Annotated in this window: 14 protein-coding genes; 8 read left to right on the forward strand and 6 right to left on the reverse strand. The window is 71.7% G+C overall.

All coding sequences use genetic code 11. The annotated features are described in order from the left end of the window. Window positions 1-23 precede the first annotated feature (23 nt). The 6 genes from AB0F15_RS24520 to AB0F15_RS24545 all read left to right on the forward strand — a co-directional run bounded on the left by AB0F15_RS24520 (window position 24) and on the right by AB0F15_RS24545 (window position 8,068). Window positions 24-1,265, forward strand: coding sequence for an Nramp family divalent metal transporter (locus tag AB0F15_RS24520; RefSeq protein WP_360274465.1), 1,242 nt, complete (start codon window positions 24-26; stop codon window positions 1,263-1,265). After that, window positions 1,262-1,723, forward strand: coding sequence for a hypothetical protein (locus AB0F15_RS24525; RefSeq protein ID WP_360274468.1), 462 nt, complete (start codon window positions 1,262-1,264; stop codon window positions 1,721-1,723). The genes AB0F15_RS24520 and AB0F15_RS24525 overlap by 4 nt, the downstream gene beginning before the upstream one ends. 158 nt (window positions 1,724-1,881) lie before the next feature. Next, a complete protein-coding gene (locus AB0F15_RS24530) occupies window positions 1,882-3,360 on the forward strand; it encodes a serine/threonine-protein kinase (protein WP_360274471.1) in 1,479 nt (492 codons plus the stop codon). Window positions 3,361-3,461: 101 nt separating this feature from the next. Beyond that, window positions 3,462-4,475, forward strand: coding sequence for a 4-hydroxy-tetrahydrodipicolinate synthase (dapA, locus tag AB0F15_RS24535; RefSeq protein ID WP_360274473.1), 1,014 nt, complete (start codon window positions 3,462-3,464; stop codon window positions 4,473-4,475). Then, window positions 4,472-6,169, forward strand: coding sequence for a ribonuclease J (locus AB0F15_RS24540; RefSeq protein WP_360274476.1), 1,698 nt, complete (start codon window positions 4,472-4,474; stop codon window positions 6,167-6,169). Before dapA ends, AB0F15_RS24540 begins: the two co-directional genes overlap by 4 nt. Before the next feature lie 255 nt (window positions 6,170-6,424). After that, the gene (locus tag AB0F15_RS24545; RefSeq protein WP_360274479.1) at window positions 6,425-8,068 is read left to right on the forward strand and encodes a substrate-binding domain-containing protein; all 1,644 of its coding nucleotides are present in this window, start codon (window positions 6,425-6,427) and stop codon (window positions 8,066-8,068) included. Window positions 8,069-8,158: 90 nt separating this feature from the next. On the opposite strand, the gene AB0F15_RS24550 is transcribed toward AB0F15_RS24545, so the two are convergent. From AB0F15_RS24550 to AB0F15_RS24565, 4 genes are all read right to left on the reverse strand, one after another. Further along, window positions 8,159-9,535 (reverse strand): amino acid permease, encoded by a 1,377-nt coding sequence (locus tag AB0F15_RS24550; RefSeq protein ID WP_360274482.1) that lies wholly within the window; start codon window positions 9,533-9,535, stop codon window positions 8,159-8,161. An 83-nt stretch (window positions 9,536-9,618) separates the two neighbouring features. Then, window positions 9,619-10,566, reverse strand: a complete 948-nt coding sequence (locus tag AB0F15_RS24555) for an EamA family transporter (protein WP_360274484.1) — start codon at window positions 10,564-10,566, stop codon at window positions 9,619-9,621. Window positions 10,567-10,615: 49 nt separating this feature from the next. Continuing rightward, window positions 10,616-11,230 (reverse strand): NAD(P)H:quinone oxidoreductase, encoded by a 615-nt coding sequence (gene wrbA / locus AB0F15_RS24560; RefSeq protein ID WP_360274487.1) that lies wholly within the window; start codon window positions 11,228-11,230, stop codon window positions 10,616-10,618. Between the two features lie 34 nt (window positions 11,231-11,264). Next, window positions 11,265-12,092 (reverse strand): lysophospholipid acyltransferase family protein, encoded by an 828-nt coding sequence (locus AB0F15_RS24565; RefSeq protein WP_360274489.1) that lies wholly within the window; start codon window positions 12,090-12,092, stop codon window positions 11,265-11,267. Between the two features lie 144 nt (window positions 12,093-12,236). Here AB0F15_RS24565 and AB0F15_RS24570 point away from each other — a divergent pair, with 144 nt between their 5' ends. Continuing rightward, entirely contained in the window at window positions 12,237-14,726 is a 2,490-nt protein-coding gene (locus tag AB0F15_RS24570) for a DNA translocase FtsK 4TM domain-containing protein (protein WP_360274491.1), read from the forward strand. A 39-nt stretch (window positions 14,727-14,765) separates the two neighbouring features. Then, the gene (locus AB0F15_RS24575) at window positions 14,766-15,197 is read left to right on the forward strand and encodes a hypothetical protein (protein ID WP_360274494.1); all 432 of its coding nucleotides are present in this window, start codon (window positions 14,766-14,768) and stop codon (window positions 15,195-15,197) included. Here the strand turns inward: AB0F15_RS24575 and AB0F15_RS24580 are convergent. Continuing rightward, entirely contained in the window at window positions 15,190-15,801 is a 612-nt protein-coding gene (locus tag AB0F15_RS24580; protein ID WP_360274496.1) for a nitroreductase family protein, read from the reverse strand. The two genes, AB0F15_RS24575 and AB0F15_RS24580, sit on opposite strands and share 8 nt — an antisense overlap. Before the next feature lie 41 nt (window positions 15,802-15,842). Further along, on the reverse strand, window positions 15,843-16,352 hold the full coding sequence (locus AB0F15_RS24585) for an amino-acid N-acetyltransferase (RefSeq protein WP_360274499.1): 510 nt from the start codon (window positions 16,350-16,352) through the stop codon (window positions 15,843-15,845). Window positions 16,353-16,478 lie beyond the last annotated feature (126 nt).

Here is a 16,478-nt window from a genome sequence, read left to right on the forward strand (position 1 = left end):
ATATCCGGTGAAAGGCAGGCTTCATGGCGGTGACCGAGGCTGTCCGGCCGAGACTGGTGACCCGCCTGCGCACCGGATCGGCCCTGCTCGGGCCCGCGTTCGTCGCCTCGATCGCCTACGTCGACCCCGGGAACGTCGCCTCCAACATCAGTGCCGGTGCCCGCTACGGCTACCTGCTGGTCTGGGTGATCGTCGCGGCCAACCTGATGGCCGTCCTCGTGCAGTACCTGTCGGCGAAACTGGGCCTGGTCAGCGGGATGTCGCTGCCGGAGGCCCTGCGCGCGCGCCTGTCCCGGCCGGCGCGGCTGGCCTACTGGGCGCAGGCCGAGATCGTCGCCATCGCCACCGACCTGGCCGAGGTCGTCGGCGGCGCCATCGCGCTCAACCTGCTGTTCGACCTGCCGCTCGTGGTCGGCGGCCTGATCACCGGCGCGGTGTCGCTGACGCTGCTGGCGGTGCAGGACCGCGGTGGCCAGCGGACGTTCGAGCGGGTCGTCACCGGGCTGCTGGCGGTGATCGCCGTCGGATTCCTGGCGAGCTTGTTCGTCGAGCCGCCGTCGGCCACGGAAACGCTCGGCGGGCTGGTGCCGAAGTTCGACGGCGCGGGCAGCATCCTCATCGCCGCGGCGATGCTCGGGGCGACGGTCATGCCCCACGCGGTCTACCTGCACTCCGGCCTGGTCCGCGACCGCCACGGCCGCCCGGACCCGGCTCGCCGCCGCCGCCTGCTGCGCGCGACCCGTGCCGACGTCGGCCTGGCGATGCTGCTCGCCGGTGCGGTGAACCTCGGCATGCTGCTGCTCGCCGCGACGAACCTCCAGGGCCAAGTGGGCGTGGACAGCATCGAGGGGGCGCACGGCGCGGTCGCCCAGGCGCTCGGCCCGGGTATCGCCCTGATGTTCGCGATCGGCCTCCTCGCCTCCGGTTTGGCCTCGACGTCGGTCGGCGCGTACGCGGGGGCGATGATCATGCAGGGATTGCTGCACAAGCGGATTCCGCTGGTCCTGCGCCGGCTCGTGACGCTCACCCCGGCGATCGTGGTGCTCGCGCTGGGGGCCGATCCGAGCACCGCGCTGGTCGTTTCGCAGGTGGTGCTGTCGTTCGGAATCCCGTTCGCGTTGGTACCGCTGATCCGGCTGACGGCCGACCGTGATCTGATGGGGGCGGACGCCAACCGCCGGCTCACGACGGTCGCGGCCTGGGTGATCGCGGCGATCATCATCACTCTCAACCTGGTGCTCATCTACCTCACGATCACCGGTTGACCCACGAACGGGGAGACGCGGCCATGGCCTGGATCTTCGCCCTCAACGCCGAATGCGGGGAGCGCGAGACCCACGCCCGCGACCTCGCGCGGCACTTCGACGGCTGGGCGGCGGGTGTGTTCGAGAACCAGGGCGCCTGGTGGTGCGGCGTTGCGCCGGAAGGCCTCAGCCGCACCGGCGCGCACTCCGCCGAGGAGGCGACGGCCATGACGGCGGCCGGCCGCCGGCTCTACTGGCTGCTCAAGACCGCGCCACCGGTCTACCGCTACGCCCTGGCCGGCATCGAGACCGGCCGGTTCCGCTCGTACGACGAGCTCATGGCGGAGAAGGACCTGACGGGCTTCCCCGGCCTCGTCGTCAGCGAGGACATCTGGGCGGCCACGGGCAAGCGCGCCGAGTTCAGCGACTTCGCCCCCGGCTACCGCTGGATCCCGTACCGCGGCGAAACCCGCCGCTGAGCCACCGGACGACTCGCGCACCCAGGCGGACGGCTCGCGTGCCCGGATCGTCCGTTCCGGGTGGCGAGACTCGTCGCCGAGGCACGAATTCCGCGGAACCCCGAGCGCTCCGCGGCGGTCCGACTAGCATCTGCGCGACCGCCGCCCGAAGGAGCACCGTGACCGACGAACAGACCCGGCCCTACCCGCCGCAGGCGCCCGCCACGCCTGGTCAGCGGGTCGTCGCGGGCCGCTACCTCCTGCTGGGCGAGCTCGGCCGGGGCGGCATGGGTGTCGTGTGGCGGGCGCAGGACCAGGTCATCGGCCGCCAGGTCGCCGTCAAGGAACTGCGGCTGCCCGACGCCGAGTCCGCCGCCGTCTTCTCCGAACGCGCCCTGCGCGAGGTGCGCACCGGCGGACGGCTCAACGACCCGGCCGTCGTCACCGTCTACGACGTCGTCACCGACGGCGGCACCACCTTCATCGTCATGGAGCTCGTGGAGGCGCCGAGCCTCGCCGAGCTCGTGCGCCGGCACGGCCCGATGCCCGCCGCGCAGGCCGCGCAGCTGGGGGAGCGGGCGCTCGCCGCGCTGCAGGCCGCCCACGCGGCCGGGATCGTGCACCGGGACGTCAAGCCGGCGAACATCCTCGTCGGGCCGGACGGCCGGGTGAAGCTCACCGACTTCGGCATCGCCCACGCCGTCGACGACCCGCGCCTGACCACCACCGGCATGATCGTCGGCTCACCCGCGTTCATGGCGCCCGAGCGCGTCGAAGGCCGGGAAGCGATGCCGGCGTCCGACCTGTGGTCGCTCGGTGCGACGCTGTTCTACGCCGTCGAAGGCTCGATCCCGTTCGAGCGGGCGACCACTGCCGCGACGTTGCACGCGATCATGACCGAGATCCCGTACCTGACCCGCGGCCAGGGCCCGCTCGCCGCGGCGATCCTCGGCCTGCTCGTCGCCAACCCCGACGCGCGGCTGACCGCGGCCCAGGCCCAGAACCTGCTGACCACGGCGCAGGGCGTGCGGCCCACCCCGCCGGGCGGCACCGCGATGCCGGGCGCCTTCGCGCCGCAGCCGCCGCCTAAGAAGACCCACCGCGCACTGTGGCTCTCGGCGGCCGCGGTCCTCGTCGTGGCCGCCCTCGTCGGCGGCTTCTTCGCGGGCAAGGCCTACGAGACTCCCGCGGTGGACGCCCAGAAGCTGCCGACCATGACGTTCGGCCTCGCCGGGCAGATGCGCGTCGACGCCAGTTCGAGCTACCTCTGCTACAACGCCCCGGTGCAGGACGGCGGGGTCATCAGCGACGAGAACAGCGGCGACTGCAAGAAGAGCCACACCGTCGAGATCTACGACTCCGGGTACGCCATCGGCACGGCGAACTGGACCGACAGCGAAGCGGAGATTTCCGCTTACCCGGGCCTCGCCGCGGTCACGGCCGTGGCCGAAGCCCGCTGCGCGACCGCGTTCCGCTCGTCGCTCGTCCCCGAGACCCAGCGCGACGGCCTCAAGTACCGCGCGCTCGTCCCGACCCAGGGCGAGTGGCAGAGCGTGCCCGAGAAGTCCGGCGACTACCCGACGCGCGAGTTCTACTGCGTGCTGACCAAGGCCGACGGCGGCCCGATCTCCGCCCCGATCGTGACCAAGGTCAAGTAGAAGTTCCGCGAGGAACGGCCGGCACCGGGAAATCCTCCGCACTTCGGGTCCGTGACCAGGTCGGCGCGGTTTTCGCCGGGGGGACGAGGTACCGTTCTGCCATGTCCAACCCACCTACCGCAGCGCCCGGACGGCCGTTCGGGCGCGTGCTCACCGCGATGGCCACCCCCTTCGACGCCGACGGCGCGCTGGACCTGAAGCGGGCGCAGGAGCTGGCCGAGCACCTCGTGGAGCTGGGGAACGACGGGCTCGTGGTCAACGGCACCACCGGCGAGAGCCCGACCACGACCGACGCGGAGAAGGACCAGCTCATCCGCGCCGTGGTCGAGGCCGTCGGCGACCGCGCGACCGTCGTGGCCGGCGCGGGCACCAACAACACCGCGCACAGCGTCGAGCAGGCGAAGCAGGCCGAGGCGGCCGGGGCCCACGGCCTGCTGGTCGTCACCCCGTACTACTCGCGGCCCAGCCAGGCCGGGCTGTACGCGCACTTCACCACGGTCGCCGACAGCACCGGCCTGCCCGTGCTGCTCTACGACATCCCGCCGCGCTCGGTCGTCCCGATCGAGGTCGACACGCTGCTGCGGCTGGCCGAGCACCCCCGGATCGTCGCGGTCAAGGACGCCAAGGGCGACCTCATCGCCGGCTCCGAGGTGATCGCGAACACCCATCTCGCCTACTACTCGGGTGATGACGGCCTCAACCTGCCGTGGATCTCGGTCGGCGGGGTCGGCGTGGTGAGTGTGATCGGTCACGTCGTCGCGGGCCGGATCCGGGCGATGATCGACGCTTACGAGAACGGTGACACGTCCACCGCCCGCACCAACCACCGCGGCATGCTGCCGGTGCTGCGCGCGATGTCCCGGGTCGGCGGGGTCGCCTTCAGCAAGGCGGCGCTGCGGCTGCGCGGCTTCGACATCGGCGACCCGCGGCTGCCGATCGTCGCCCCGAACGCCGAGCAGACGACCCTGATCGCCGCCGATCTTGGCCAGGGCGGCGTGCCGCTGGGCGACACAGCGGCCCAGGACTGGCATGGTGAGCGGGTGGCACAAGCAGATTCGAGGGCCGCCTACGTGGCGCCGACCTCGCACACCAGCGTTGGGACCCTGCCTCGGTGAGCTCACTTCCCCAAGGTCCAGGCCCGACCAACGCCCCGCCCGCACTGCCCGATGGAGCTCTGCGCGTCGTCGCGCTGGGCGGCATCGGCGAGGTCGGGCGCAACATGACCGTCTTCGAGTTCGGCGGACGGCTGCTCATCGTCGACTGCGGGGTCCTCTTCCCCGAGGACGACCAGCCCGGCGTCGATCTGATCCTGCCCGACTTCCGCGCGATCGAGGACCGCCTCGACGACATCGAAGGCCTGGTGCTCACCCACGGGCACGAGGACCACATCGGTGCCGTCCCGTTCCTCCTGCGGCTGCGGCCGGACCTGCCGATCTACGGCTCGAGGTTCACCAACGCGCTGCTCGCGGCGAAGGCCAAGGAGCACCGGCAGCGGCCGAAGCTGATCGAGGTCCGCGAGGGCGAGCGCCGCGACGTCGGCGTGTTCAACCTCGAGTTCTTCGCGGTCAACCACTCGATCCCGGACGCACTCGCGGTCGCGATCCGCACCCCGGCGGGCGTGGTCCTGCACACCGGCGACATCAAGCTCGACCAGCTGCCGCTGGACGGGCGCCTCACCGACCTGGCCGGGTTCTCCCGGCTCGGCGACGAGGGCGTCGACCTGTTCTGCGTGGACTCGACCAACGCCGAGGTGCCCGGGTTCGTCACGTCCGAGCGCGACATCGGCCCGGTCCTCGACGACGTCATCCGCCGCGTCGACCAGCGCGTGATCGTGGCGTGCTTCGCCAGCCACGTCCACCGCGTCCAGCAGGTGCTCGACGCCGCCAAGCGGCACGGCCGCCGGATCGCGTTCGTCGGGCGGTCGATGGTCCGCAACATGGGGATCGCCGCCGAGCTGGGCCTGCTGAACGTGCCGGACGGCCTGCTGGTCGACCTCGACCAGGCGAGCACCCTGCCGGAGAGCAAGGTCCTGTTCGTCTCGACGGGTTCGCAGGGCGAGCCGCTCTCGGCGCTGTCGCGGATGGCCCGCGGCGAGCACCGGCAGATCTCGATCCGCGCGGGCGACACCGTCGTGCTGGCCAGCTCGATGATCCCGGGAAACGAGACCGCGGTGTTCGGCGTGGTCAACGGCCTGACCCGGCTCGGCGCGAACGTCGTCCACCAGGGCAACGCCAAGGTGCACGTGTCCGGCCACGCGTCGGCGGGGGAGCTGCTCTACCTGTACAACGCGGTGCGGCCGAGCAACGTCATGCCGGTGCACGGCGAGTGGAAGCACCTGCGCGCGAACGGCGAGCTGGCCATCCGCACCGGCGTCGCCCCGGACAACGTGGTGATCGCCGAGGACGGCGTGGTCGTCGACCTGGTCGACGGCAAGGCGTCCCGCACTGGCCGCGTCGAGGTCGGGCACGTCTACGTCGACGGCCTGTCGGTCGGCGACGTCGGCGAGTCGACCCTGTCCGACCGGCTGGTGCTGGGCGAGGGCGGGTTCATCTCGATCAGTGTGGCGGTGGACTCCAGCACCGGCCGCCCGGTCAGCAGCCCCACGGTGTCCGGCCGTGGCTTCTCCGACGACCCGAAGGCGCTCGCCGCCGTCGTGCCGCTGGTGGAGATGGAGCTGGCCCGCACGGAGGCCGAAGGCATCACCGACACGCACCGGATCGCGCAGGCGGTCCGCCGCGTGGTGGGCCGCTGGGTGGCCGACACCTACCGTCGCCGTCCGATGATCGTCCCGACGGTCATCCCGGTCTGACCCCCGGCCAAGTGTGCAGGCCTCATCGAGGGACGTGGAGTCCTCGGTGAGGCCTTCACGCATTTCTGACGTGGCCCGGTTCGGGCCGGCTTCCGGCGATCCGGTGTTTCGCCTGCCGTAGCCGTGGACATCCCGCTCCGGGAGGGGCTGATTCCCTTCCCGGGGTCGAGCTGTTAGGCCGTCCGGCGCACGTGCGGCCGGTTCGCCGCGGGATAACCTTGATCCCACCCCGCCTCGCGCAGAGAGGCCGCGCCGATGGGACGTCATTCGGACGGCAGACGACGCCGGCTGCTCGTGCCCGCCCTGGCGACCGGCCTGGTGCTCGTCCTCGGTGCCGCGGCGTGGGTGACCGTGTCGGTCGTGCGCGCCCGGCCGTCGTGCGAGCAGCCCGCGAAGGTCCTCGTCACCGCGTCGCCGGACATCGCGCCGGCGTTGTCGCTGGTCGTGCACGGCCTCGACCTGCGGTGCGGCAGCATCGAAGTCCAACCGCGGGAAGCGACGCAGGCGGCCGAGCGGCTGGCGCTGTCGGACGGCAGCCCGCGGCCGCAGGTGTGGATGCCGGACTCCACGCTCGCGTTGCGCCGCGCCCACCAGCTCGGCGCCGCCGACGTTCCCGAAACCGGGGCGTCGGTGGCGAGCTCGCCGGTCGTGCTAGCCGTCGCCGCGGACGTCGCCAAGGGCCTCGGCTGGCCCGACCGCACGCCCACCTGGGCGGAGGTGCTGGCCGCGCCCGGCGTCGTCCCGGGGATGCCCGACCCGGCCGGCGACCCGGTCGGCGCGACGGCGCTGCTCGGCCTGCGGGAGAGCGTCAAAGCGGCGCCGGAGCCCTCGGCCGCGTACGTCGCGTTGCTGCGGCGGTTCTCGGCCAACAGCCTCGGCGACGAGACGGACCTGATCGCGCGGCTGCCGGGGTCGAGCGACGGCGGCGGCACGGCCGCGGTGACGGCGTTCCCGGCGTCGGAGAACTCCTTGCTGCGCCACAACATCGAGGACCCGAAGTCGCCGCTCGTCGCCGTCTACTCGACCGCGGTGCCCGCTTTGGACTACCCGTTCGCGGAGCTGGGCGGGATCACGCCGCAGCAGCGGCCGATCGTCGACGCGCTGCGCGAGGCGGTGCTCGGCGACCCGGGCTCCGACGCGATCGCGAAGACCGGCCTGCGCGCGGCGGGCGGGCAGGCGCTGCGCGAGCACGCCGACGACCCGCGGGTGGCGCCGCAGGGCATCCGGGCCGCCGGCCTCCCGCCCGCGGCCGTCGTCGACGAGCTGCTCAACCAGTGGGCCGGCGTCAACCTGAGCGCGCGGGTGCAGGTGCTGATCGACGTCTCGGGGTCGATGAACGCGCAGGTCCCCGGGACCGGGCTGAACCGGATGCAGGTGACGATGCAGGCGGCGGCGAAGGCGATGCACCTGTTCAAACCGGCGACCCAGCTGCGGATGCTGGCGTTCTCGACCCACCTGGACGGCGAGAAGGACTACCGCGAGCTGCTGCCGATGGCCCCGGTGGCCCAGCACCTGGCGAGCGGCGCGCTGGACAAGCTCGCCCAGGTGAAGGCGACCCCGAACGGCGGGACGGGGCTCTACGACAGCGTGCTGGACACGTACCGCACGGCCCGTCGCGAGTGGGAGCCCGGCCGGCTGAACCTGGTGATCGTGATGACGGACGGCCGCAACGAGGACCCGCACGGCGTGTCCCGCGCGGACCTGCTGACCGAGCTGGCGAAGCTCCAGGACCCCCGCCGCCCCATCCCGCTGATCGGCGTCGGGATCGGCCCGGACGCGGACAAGGCCGAGCTGGACCAGCTGACCGCGGCCACCGGCGGCCAGGCCTTCGTGGCCCTCGACCCGGCCAAGATCACCGACGTCTTCTTCGGCGCACTGAGCCGGCTGGCCGGCGGCTGAGTTCCCCGTAACTCACGTGATCAGAGCCGGATCTCGCGTGATTGGAGCCGGATCTCGCGAGTTACGGCTCCAATCACGCGAGTTACGGGTTCAATCACGCGAGATACGTGCCGAATCACGGGGGGAACGGCGGCGGATGAGGGCGTAGACGCCCAGGATCACCGCCAGGCTGATCAGGCTCAGGTACAGCTGGATCCGCGCGTCCTCGTCGACGAACAGCATCGACGCCACCACCACCAGCGTGAGGACCAGCGTGACCCAGCTCAGCCACGGATATCCCCACATCCGGAGCTTCAGCTTCTCCGGCGCCGAGGCTTCGAGAGAACGCCGCATCCGGATCTGGGAGCCGCAGATGATCGCGTACACGAACAGGGCCACCGCGCCCGCCGAGTTGATGATGAAGTAGAAGATCTTGTCGGGGGACACGTAGCTCATCACCACCGCCACGTAGCCGACCGACGTCGACGCGAGGATCGCCTTCCACGGCACGCCGCGCGCGTTCGTGTCCGCGACCCAGGCCGGTGCCCACCCGTGGCGCCGCAACGCGAACAGCATCCGGGATGCCGTGTACAGCCCCGAATTCAGCACCGACAGCGCCGCCGTGAGCACCACCGCCGACACGATCGTCGACGCCGCCGGGACGCCGAAGCGGCCGAACGCCGCCGCGAACGGGCTCGTCTCGCTCGGGATCTCGCGCCACGGCGTGATCATCACCAGCAGCGCCACCGAGCCGACGTAGAACACGATCACCCGCCAGACGATCGTCGAGGTCGCCTTGCGGACCGCCGTCTCCGGCTGGTCGGACTCGGCCGCCGCGATCGTGACGATCTCCGCGCCGAAGTACGAGAAGATCACGATGACCACGCCGTGCACGACCGAAAACGGCCCCTTCGCGACGAAGCCGTCGAGCCCGATGTTGCCGACCGAGAAGTGCGCGTCCGGCAAGAGCCCGAGCACGAACAGCGCCCCGAGCAGCAGGAACACCACGATGGTGGCGACCTTGATCGACGCCAGCCAGAACTCCGTCTCGCCGAAGGAGCGCGCCGACGCCAGGTTCGTCGCCGTCAGCAGCAGCATCAGCCCCAGCGAAAACACCCACTGCGGCACCCCCGGGATCCAGCCTTGGAGGATCTTCGCGCCGGCGACGGCTTCGAACGCGACCACGCCGACCCAGAAGTACCAGTACAGCCAGCCGATCGTGAAGCCCGCCCAGCCGCCGAGCGAGTCGCGCGCGTACTCCATGAACGAGCCCAGCGCCGGCGCCGCGGTCGCCATTTCGCCGAGCATCCGCATCACGAGCACGACCAGCAGCCCGCCGATGGCGTAGGAGAGCACGGCAGCCGGGCCCACGGTGTGGATCACCGCCCCGCTGCCGATGAACAGGCTCGCGCCGATGATCCCGCCGAGGGCGATCATCCGGACGTGCCGTTGCCGCAGATCGGGCCGCAGCCCGGACTCAGTCGCCAAGGTGCTTCCTCCCCGGGTGAGCGTGGATCGCGGAATTCTCGCACCCGTGCTCGACCCGGTGCAGGATTTGCGCAACCCCCGGCTCAGTGGACGAGGATCGCCGACTTCCGTTGCACGACGTACGCGCCGGCCAGCAGGATCGCCGACCCGAGCAGCTGCGGCCAGGCGAGCTCCTCGCCGAGCAGCAGCCACGCCGCGGCCGTCGTGATGAGCGGCTCGACCAGCCCGAGCACGCTCGCCACGGACGCCGGCAGGTGCCGCAGCGACGAAATGCCGCAGACGTACGCGAGCACCGTCGCCACCAGGACCAGCAGGGTGAGCAGCAGCCACACCGGCGGGTGCCAGGCGCCGAACTCGACGTGCGCGCCGAGCAGCCCGAGCGGCCACGTCCACGGCGGCGCCACGAAGCACACCGCGACGGCGCCGATCACCATGCCCCAGGTGACCAGGCCCAGCGGGTCGATGTCGGCCACCGCGCGTTCGCCGAGCAGGAAGTAGCCGGCCGAGCACAGCGCCGCGCCGAAGCCGGCCAGCAGGCCGAGCCCGTTCAGGGTGACGCCTTCCCAGACCTGGGCGACCAGGGCGAGCCCGACCATGGCCAACCCGATGCCTGCCCAGACCGCCCGCGGCAGCCGGTGCCGCCGCACGAACCGCACCCAGAGCGCGATGAGCACCGGCGAGACGAACTCGAGCAGGATGGCGATGCCGACCGGGAGCCGGCCCGCGGCGACGAAGTAGAGCAGCTGCACGCCGGCCACGCCGAGCAGGCCGTAGCCGACCAGGACGGGCAGCTCCGCCCGGCGGACCCGCAGCCGCCGCGGCGCCACCAGCGCCACCCCGGCGAGCAGCACGGCCGCGGCCAGTGCGATGCGGGCCGCGGCCACCTGTTCCGGGGTGATCCCGGCGGACATCGCGGACTTGCCCAGGGTGCCCGACGTGCTGAAGAACAGCGCGGCGAGCAGGACGAGGGTGGTCCCGCGACCCCGGTGGACGACCCGGGGCGGCGCGAGGACGGGGAGTTCGGTGGTCACCACCGCGACTGTAGGTGGCCCGACGTCACCGCCGAAACGATTTCCCCGGTTACCCGGCGCGCTTGAGGCCGGTCGCGACGTGCGTCGTGATGGTGGCCAGCCGCCGGCCCTGCAGGCGCAGGGCGTCGAGGGCGACGTCGTCGGGCGCCGCGGACTTCCGGGACACGAACGAGCCACCGTACGGGTTGCCGGACTCCTTCAGGTGCGGGTCGGTGTAGCCGAGCGGCACGACGATCGCGCCCCAGTGGTAGAAGACGTTGTTGATCGCCAGCAGCGTCGATTCGAGGCCGCCGTGCGCGGTGGACGCCGTCGTGAACGACGTCGCGACCTTGTCCGCCAGCTTCCCCTGCGCCCACAGGCCGCCGGTGCTGTCCAAATAGGACTTGAGCTGGGCGGCCGGGCCGCCGAACCGGGTCGGGCTGCCGACGGCGAGCCCGTCGGCCCACTCGAGGTCGCCGAGCGTGGCGAGCTCGTGGTGCGGGCCCGAATCGACCCACGCCTGCCAGCGCGGGTTCCGCGCGATGGCGTCCGCGGGCACGGTTTCCGCCACGGTCCGCACCCGCACGTCGGCGCCGGTTTCGCGCGCCCCCGCGGCGAGCGACTCGGCGAGGGCGACGGTGTTCCCGGTGGAGCTGTAGTAGACGACGAGTATCCGTGTGCTCACGTCCGCCGACTCTAGGGGTGCCGGCGCCGGCGTCTCAGTATCCGGACGTCGGCTTCCAGGGGCTGACCGTGTCGGTGGGCCGCGTGGGGTCGTGGAAGCGGGGCCGGTCGAGCTCGCCCACGCGCAGCGGGACGAGGCCGTCGGTGATCGCCTGCATGATCTTCGCGTGCGCGCGCACCCCGGCGCCCGGCCGCTCCGGCTCGACGTCCGAAAGGTCGACGGGGTCGCCGAAGTGCACGCGGAACCGCGGACGGCGCAGGGGAGCGCTGAGTCCCGAGCGGGCCAGCGGGACCAGGTCGGCCGGGCCGTTGACGGTCTCGGTGCCCCAGTAGACGGCCTCGTGCGCGCCCCACTGGCTGATCGGGATCACCGGCACGCCCGCCGCCAGGGCCAGCCGCGCCGCGCCGGTCTTGCCGCGTTCCGGCCACAGGCCGGGATCGTGGCTGATCCGGCCCTCCGGGTAGACGATGATCGGCTCGCGCGTGGTCTTCATCGCCTCGACGGCCTCGGCGAACTGCCCGACGGCGGTCCCGGCGTGCTTGCGGTCGACCCGCAGGTGCCCGCTGACCCGCAGCGCCGGCCCGATCACCGGCGCGTCCAGGATGCCGCCGGCCAGCATGAACCGCGGGTTGATGCCGATCCGCTTGCACGCCGCCATCAGCACGAAGGCGTCGAACACGCCGATGTGGTTGGCGGTCATCAGCAGCGGCCGTCCCCGCAGCTGCGCGGGCACCCGGCCGGTGACGGTCAGCCGCCCGACCAGGTTCACCAGTCCCCGGTCGATGTTCAGCATGGTCCGCCAGATGGCGGGAGCACGGCGGGGCGGTTCGGCGGTGCGCAGCGCGAGCATGGGGCAGAGCATGGCAGACGCCGATTTCACCCGATTGCGCACTGGCCGGATCGGTTCACCCGGATGGCCGCTCGAGCACGGCTGTGCGGCAGAAGTTCACCCTGGGCCGAGAGTGGCACCCGGGGCTGAGGAGCAATGCGAGTTACCGTTGGCGGCATGGCTGGGTCGGCGACGAGGAAGAGAAGCACGGGAAGCGGCGCGAAGGGGGCAGCGGCGCGCAAGCCGCGTACACCCGCGAAGCCTCGTACATCACCCGCTCGCAAGCCCGCGCCACGCGCGCGCCGCAAGACGCCCGGGCTCTTCGGCAAGGGCGTCCGCGGCACCTGGAACCTGCTGGCCAAGGGCCTGGGCACGCTGGCCCGCACGGTCGGCCGCACCCGCGAGCTCGAGCCGGAACACCGCCGCGACGGGCTCGCGCTGGGCCTGATCGGCCTGGGCATCGTCGCGGCCGTCGGCGTCTGGTGGCGGGCGGCCGGGCCGATCGGCACCGGGGTGGAGATCGCCACCCGGACCGTCCTCGGTGCCGGAGCCGTGACGCTGCCGCTGGTGCTGATCGTCGTGGCCGTCGCGCTGATGCGGTCCGAGCCGCACCCGGAGACGCGGCCGCGGATGGTGGTCGGCACGATCATGGTCGTCCTGTCGGTGCTCGGGATGCTGCACATCTTCACCGCGCTGCCCGACACCAACGAGGGCCGGATGTACGCCGGCGGCATCGTCGGCGCCTTCTCCGGTGGCCTGCTCACCATGGGCGTCACCACCTGGGTCGCCGTGCCGCTGCTGATCCTCGCGCTGTTCTTCGGCGTGCTCGTGTTCACCGGCACGCCGGTCCGCGAGATCCCGCACCGGGTGCGGCACTGGGGCCTCGACGAGGAGGAGATCGCCGAGGCCGAGGCGCTGCGGTCCGGGTTCGCCACGGACGAGGACACCGTCACCGAGGCCGACCCGAAGTCCGCGCGGCTGCGCAAGCCGTCGCGCCGCCGCCAGTCGGGCGAAGCCGGCGAACAGCTCGACCTCGAAGCCGCGCTCGCCGAGGTGCCGACGCCGATCAAGCCCCCCAAGGCGCTGCCCAAGCCGCCGGCCGAGGTGCCCGAGAAGAAGCCGAAGAAGGCCCCCGAGCTGCCGCTCGCGGTCACCCGCACGGTCGAGGGCGACTACCTGCTCCCGCCGCCCGACCTGCTGAAGCTCGGCGACGCGCCGAAGTCCCGCAGCAAGGCCAACGACGCCATGATCGAGGCGATCACCGGCGTGCTGGACCAGTTCAACGTCGACGCGCAGGTCACCGGCTTCACCCGCGGCCCGACGGTCACCCGCTACGAGGTCGAACTCGGCCCGGGCGTGAAGGTCGAGAAGATCACCGCGCTGACCAAGAACATCGCCTACGCGGTGGCGACCGACAACGTCCGCCTGCTGGCGCCGATCCCCGGCAAGTCCGCGGTCGGCATCGAGGTGCCCAACTCCGACCGCGAGATGGTCCGCCTGGGTGACGTCCTGCGCGCGCCGACCACGGTCAAGGACAACCACCCGATGGTGATCGGCCTCGGCAAGGACATCGAGGGCCACTTCGTCACCGCGAACCTGACGAAGATGCCGCACCTGCTGGTCGCGGGCTCCACCGGCTCCGGTAAGTCCAGCTTCGTCAACTCGATGCTGGTGTCGCTGCTCGCGCGGGCGACACCGGAAGAGTGCCGGATGATCCTGATCGACCCGAAGATGGTCGAGCTGACGCCGTACGAGGGCATCCCGCACCTGATCACGCCCATCATCACCCAGCCGAAGAAGGCCGCCGCCGCGCTGGCCTGGCTGGTCGAGGAGATGGAGCAGCGCTACCAGGACATGCAGGTCAACAAGGTCCGGCACATCGACGACTACAACAAGAAGGTGCGCTCGGGCGAGATCACCGCGCCGCCGGGGTCGGAGCGCGAATACCGGCCGTACCCGTACATCATGGCGATCGTCGACGAGCTCGCCGACCTGATGATGACCGCCCCGCGCGACGTCGAGGACGCGATCGTCCGGATCACCCAGAAGGCGCGCGCCGCCGGCATCCACCTGGTCCTGGCCACGCAGCGGCCGTCGGTCGACGTCGTCACCGGCCTGATCAAGACCAACGTCCCCTCGCGGCTGGCGTTCGCGACGTCGTCGCTGACCGACTCGCGCGTCATCCTCGACCAGCCGGGCGCGGAGAAGCTGATCGGCATGGGCGACGCGCTCTACCTGCCGATGGGCGCCGGCAAGCCGGTCCGCATCCAGGGCGCGTTCGTCGGGGACGAAGAGATCTCGGCGGTCGTCAACTACGCCAAGGAGCAGGCGCAGCCGGACTACCAGGACGGTGTCACAGCGCAGAAGGCCGGCGAGAAGAAGGAAATCGACTCGGACATCGGGGACGACTTGGACGTCCTGCTGCAGGCGGCCGAGCTGATCGTGACGTCCCAGTTCGGCTCGACGTCGATGCTGCAGCGCAAGCTGCGGGTCGGCTTCGCCAAGGCGGGCCGGCTGATGGACCTGCTGGAAAGCCGCGGCGTGGTCGGCCCGTCGGAGGGCTCGAAGGCCCGCGACGTGCTGATCAAACCGGAGGAACTGGAGTCGGTCCTGTTCCTGATCCGCGGCGGTGGCCCGGTGGACGCGGAATCCGACGGCGAGGAGTAACCGGTGCAACCCCGGCTCGGTCCGTTCCGTCCACAACACGTGGACCTACAGCGATTCGTGGCCGGACTGTTCGCCTTCGCCGTCGTCACGGTGGGCGCCGGGAGCTCGGTCGCCGCCGGGCGGCCCGCTGCCCCCGGGCCCGCCTCGCCGCCGCCGACCGTGAGCGCCCCGGCCGGGCCGGACGTCACCCTCCGGCTCGGGCAGGAGGTGGCGGTGCAGGGGAAGGACCTGACCGTGCGGTACACGCGGGTCGTCGCCGACTCGCGGTGCCGCCCCGGGATGACGTGCGTCTGGCAGGGGGAGGTCACGCTGGCGTTCCTGCTGAAGGAGCCCGGCCGCGGCGAGAGCACCACGGCCGAGCTGCACAGCGGCCCGCGCACCGGCCCGCAGGCCACGACGTTCGCCGCCAGCCGGATCGAGCTGGTGTCGGTGAGCGAGGACGCCGGGGAGGCGATCGTCCGGATCAGCTGAGCGGCGTGCCCCAGTGGTCGAGGAAGGCGACTTCGGACAGCGGGTTGCGCGGGGCGGGCTTGAAGTCCGGCACCGTCGTGTACGCCACCGGCAACAGCCCGGCCTGGGTGAAGCCGTCCGGGATGCCGAGGATCTCCGCGGCTTCGGCCTCGCGGGACAGGTGGTAGGTCGTGAGCGTCGAGCCCAGGCCGCGCGAGCGCAGCGCCAGCTGGAAGTTCCACACCGCCGGGAAGATGCCGCCGTAGAAGGCCGCGTCGAGCGCGTTGTCCCCGGCCGGGCGCCCCTGCAGGACCGGGATGACGAACACCGGGACCCGCTCGATCACGTCGATCAGATGCTTTCCGGACGCCAGCGCCCGCGACGGCGCCGCGCTCGCCCGCTCCGCCAAGTAGGCCTCGCCGACTGTGCGGAAGATCGCGCCGAGCCGGTTCTTCACGTCCTGGTCGCGCACCACGAGCCAGCGCCAGGCCTGGACGTTGCCGGGCGTCGGCGCCTGCAGCGCCAGGTTCAGGCACTCTTCGAGGACTTCGGGTTCCACGGGCCGTTCGAGGTCGAGCTTCCGGCGCACCGCGCGGGTCGTGCTGAGCAGGTGATCGATCTCCATGATCACCATCCTGGCCCCCGCCGTCGTCAGCCGCCGAACGTTCAGAGCTCGAGCAGCATCCGCGAGTTGCCCAGCGTGTTCGGCTTGACGTAGGGCAGGTCGAGGAATTCGGCGACGCCGGTGTCGTGCGAACGCCGCATCTCCTCGTAGACCTCCTGCGACACCGGGGTGCCGTCGATCTCCACGAATCCGTGCCGGGCGAAGAAACTGGTCTCGAAGGTCAGCACGAACAGCCGCTTGAGACCCAGCTCACGTGCTTCGTCGACCAGCCGGGCGACCAGCATGCGCCCGACGCCCTGGCCGCGGACGACCTTGTCGACGACGACGGTGCGCAGCTCGGCGATGTCTTCCCAGAGCACGTGCAGCGCCGCCGCACCGACGACGTCGTCACCCACTTCGGCGACCCAGAACTCCTGGACCGCCTCGTACAGGGTGACCAGGTCCTTCTCCAGCAGTACACGGCCCGCGTCCGAGTCGACCAGGTCCTTGATCTTGCGGATGTCGGCGATCCGGGCACGGCGGACGGACGGGCGGGGCGAGTCGGACGGCACGATCGTCCACCCTGCCACATCGCCCGGCGCGCACGGCGACACAGCTCGCCTTTCTGGGGGTCCGGGTGGCGGAGCCCCCGGCCCGGGGTGGAGCCCCGGTTGTCGCAGCTCGCCTTTCGGGGGTCC

It is taken from the genome of Amycolatopsis sp. NPDC026612, from assembly GCF_040638285.1.
Classification (GTDB): domain Bacteria; phylum Actinomycetota; class Actinomycetes; order Mycobacteriales; family Pseudonocardiaceae; genus Amycolatopsis.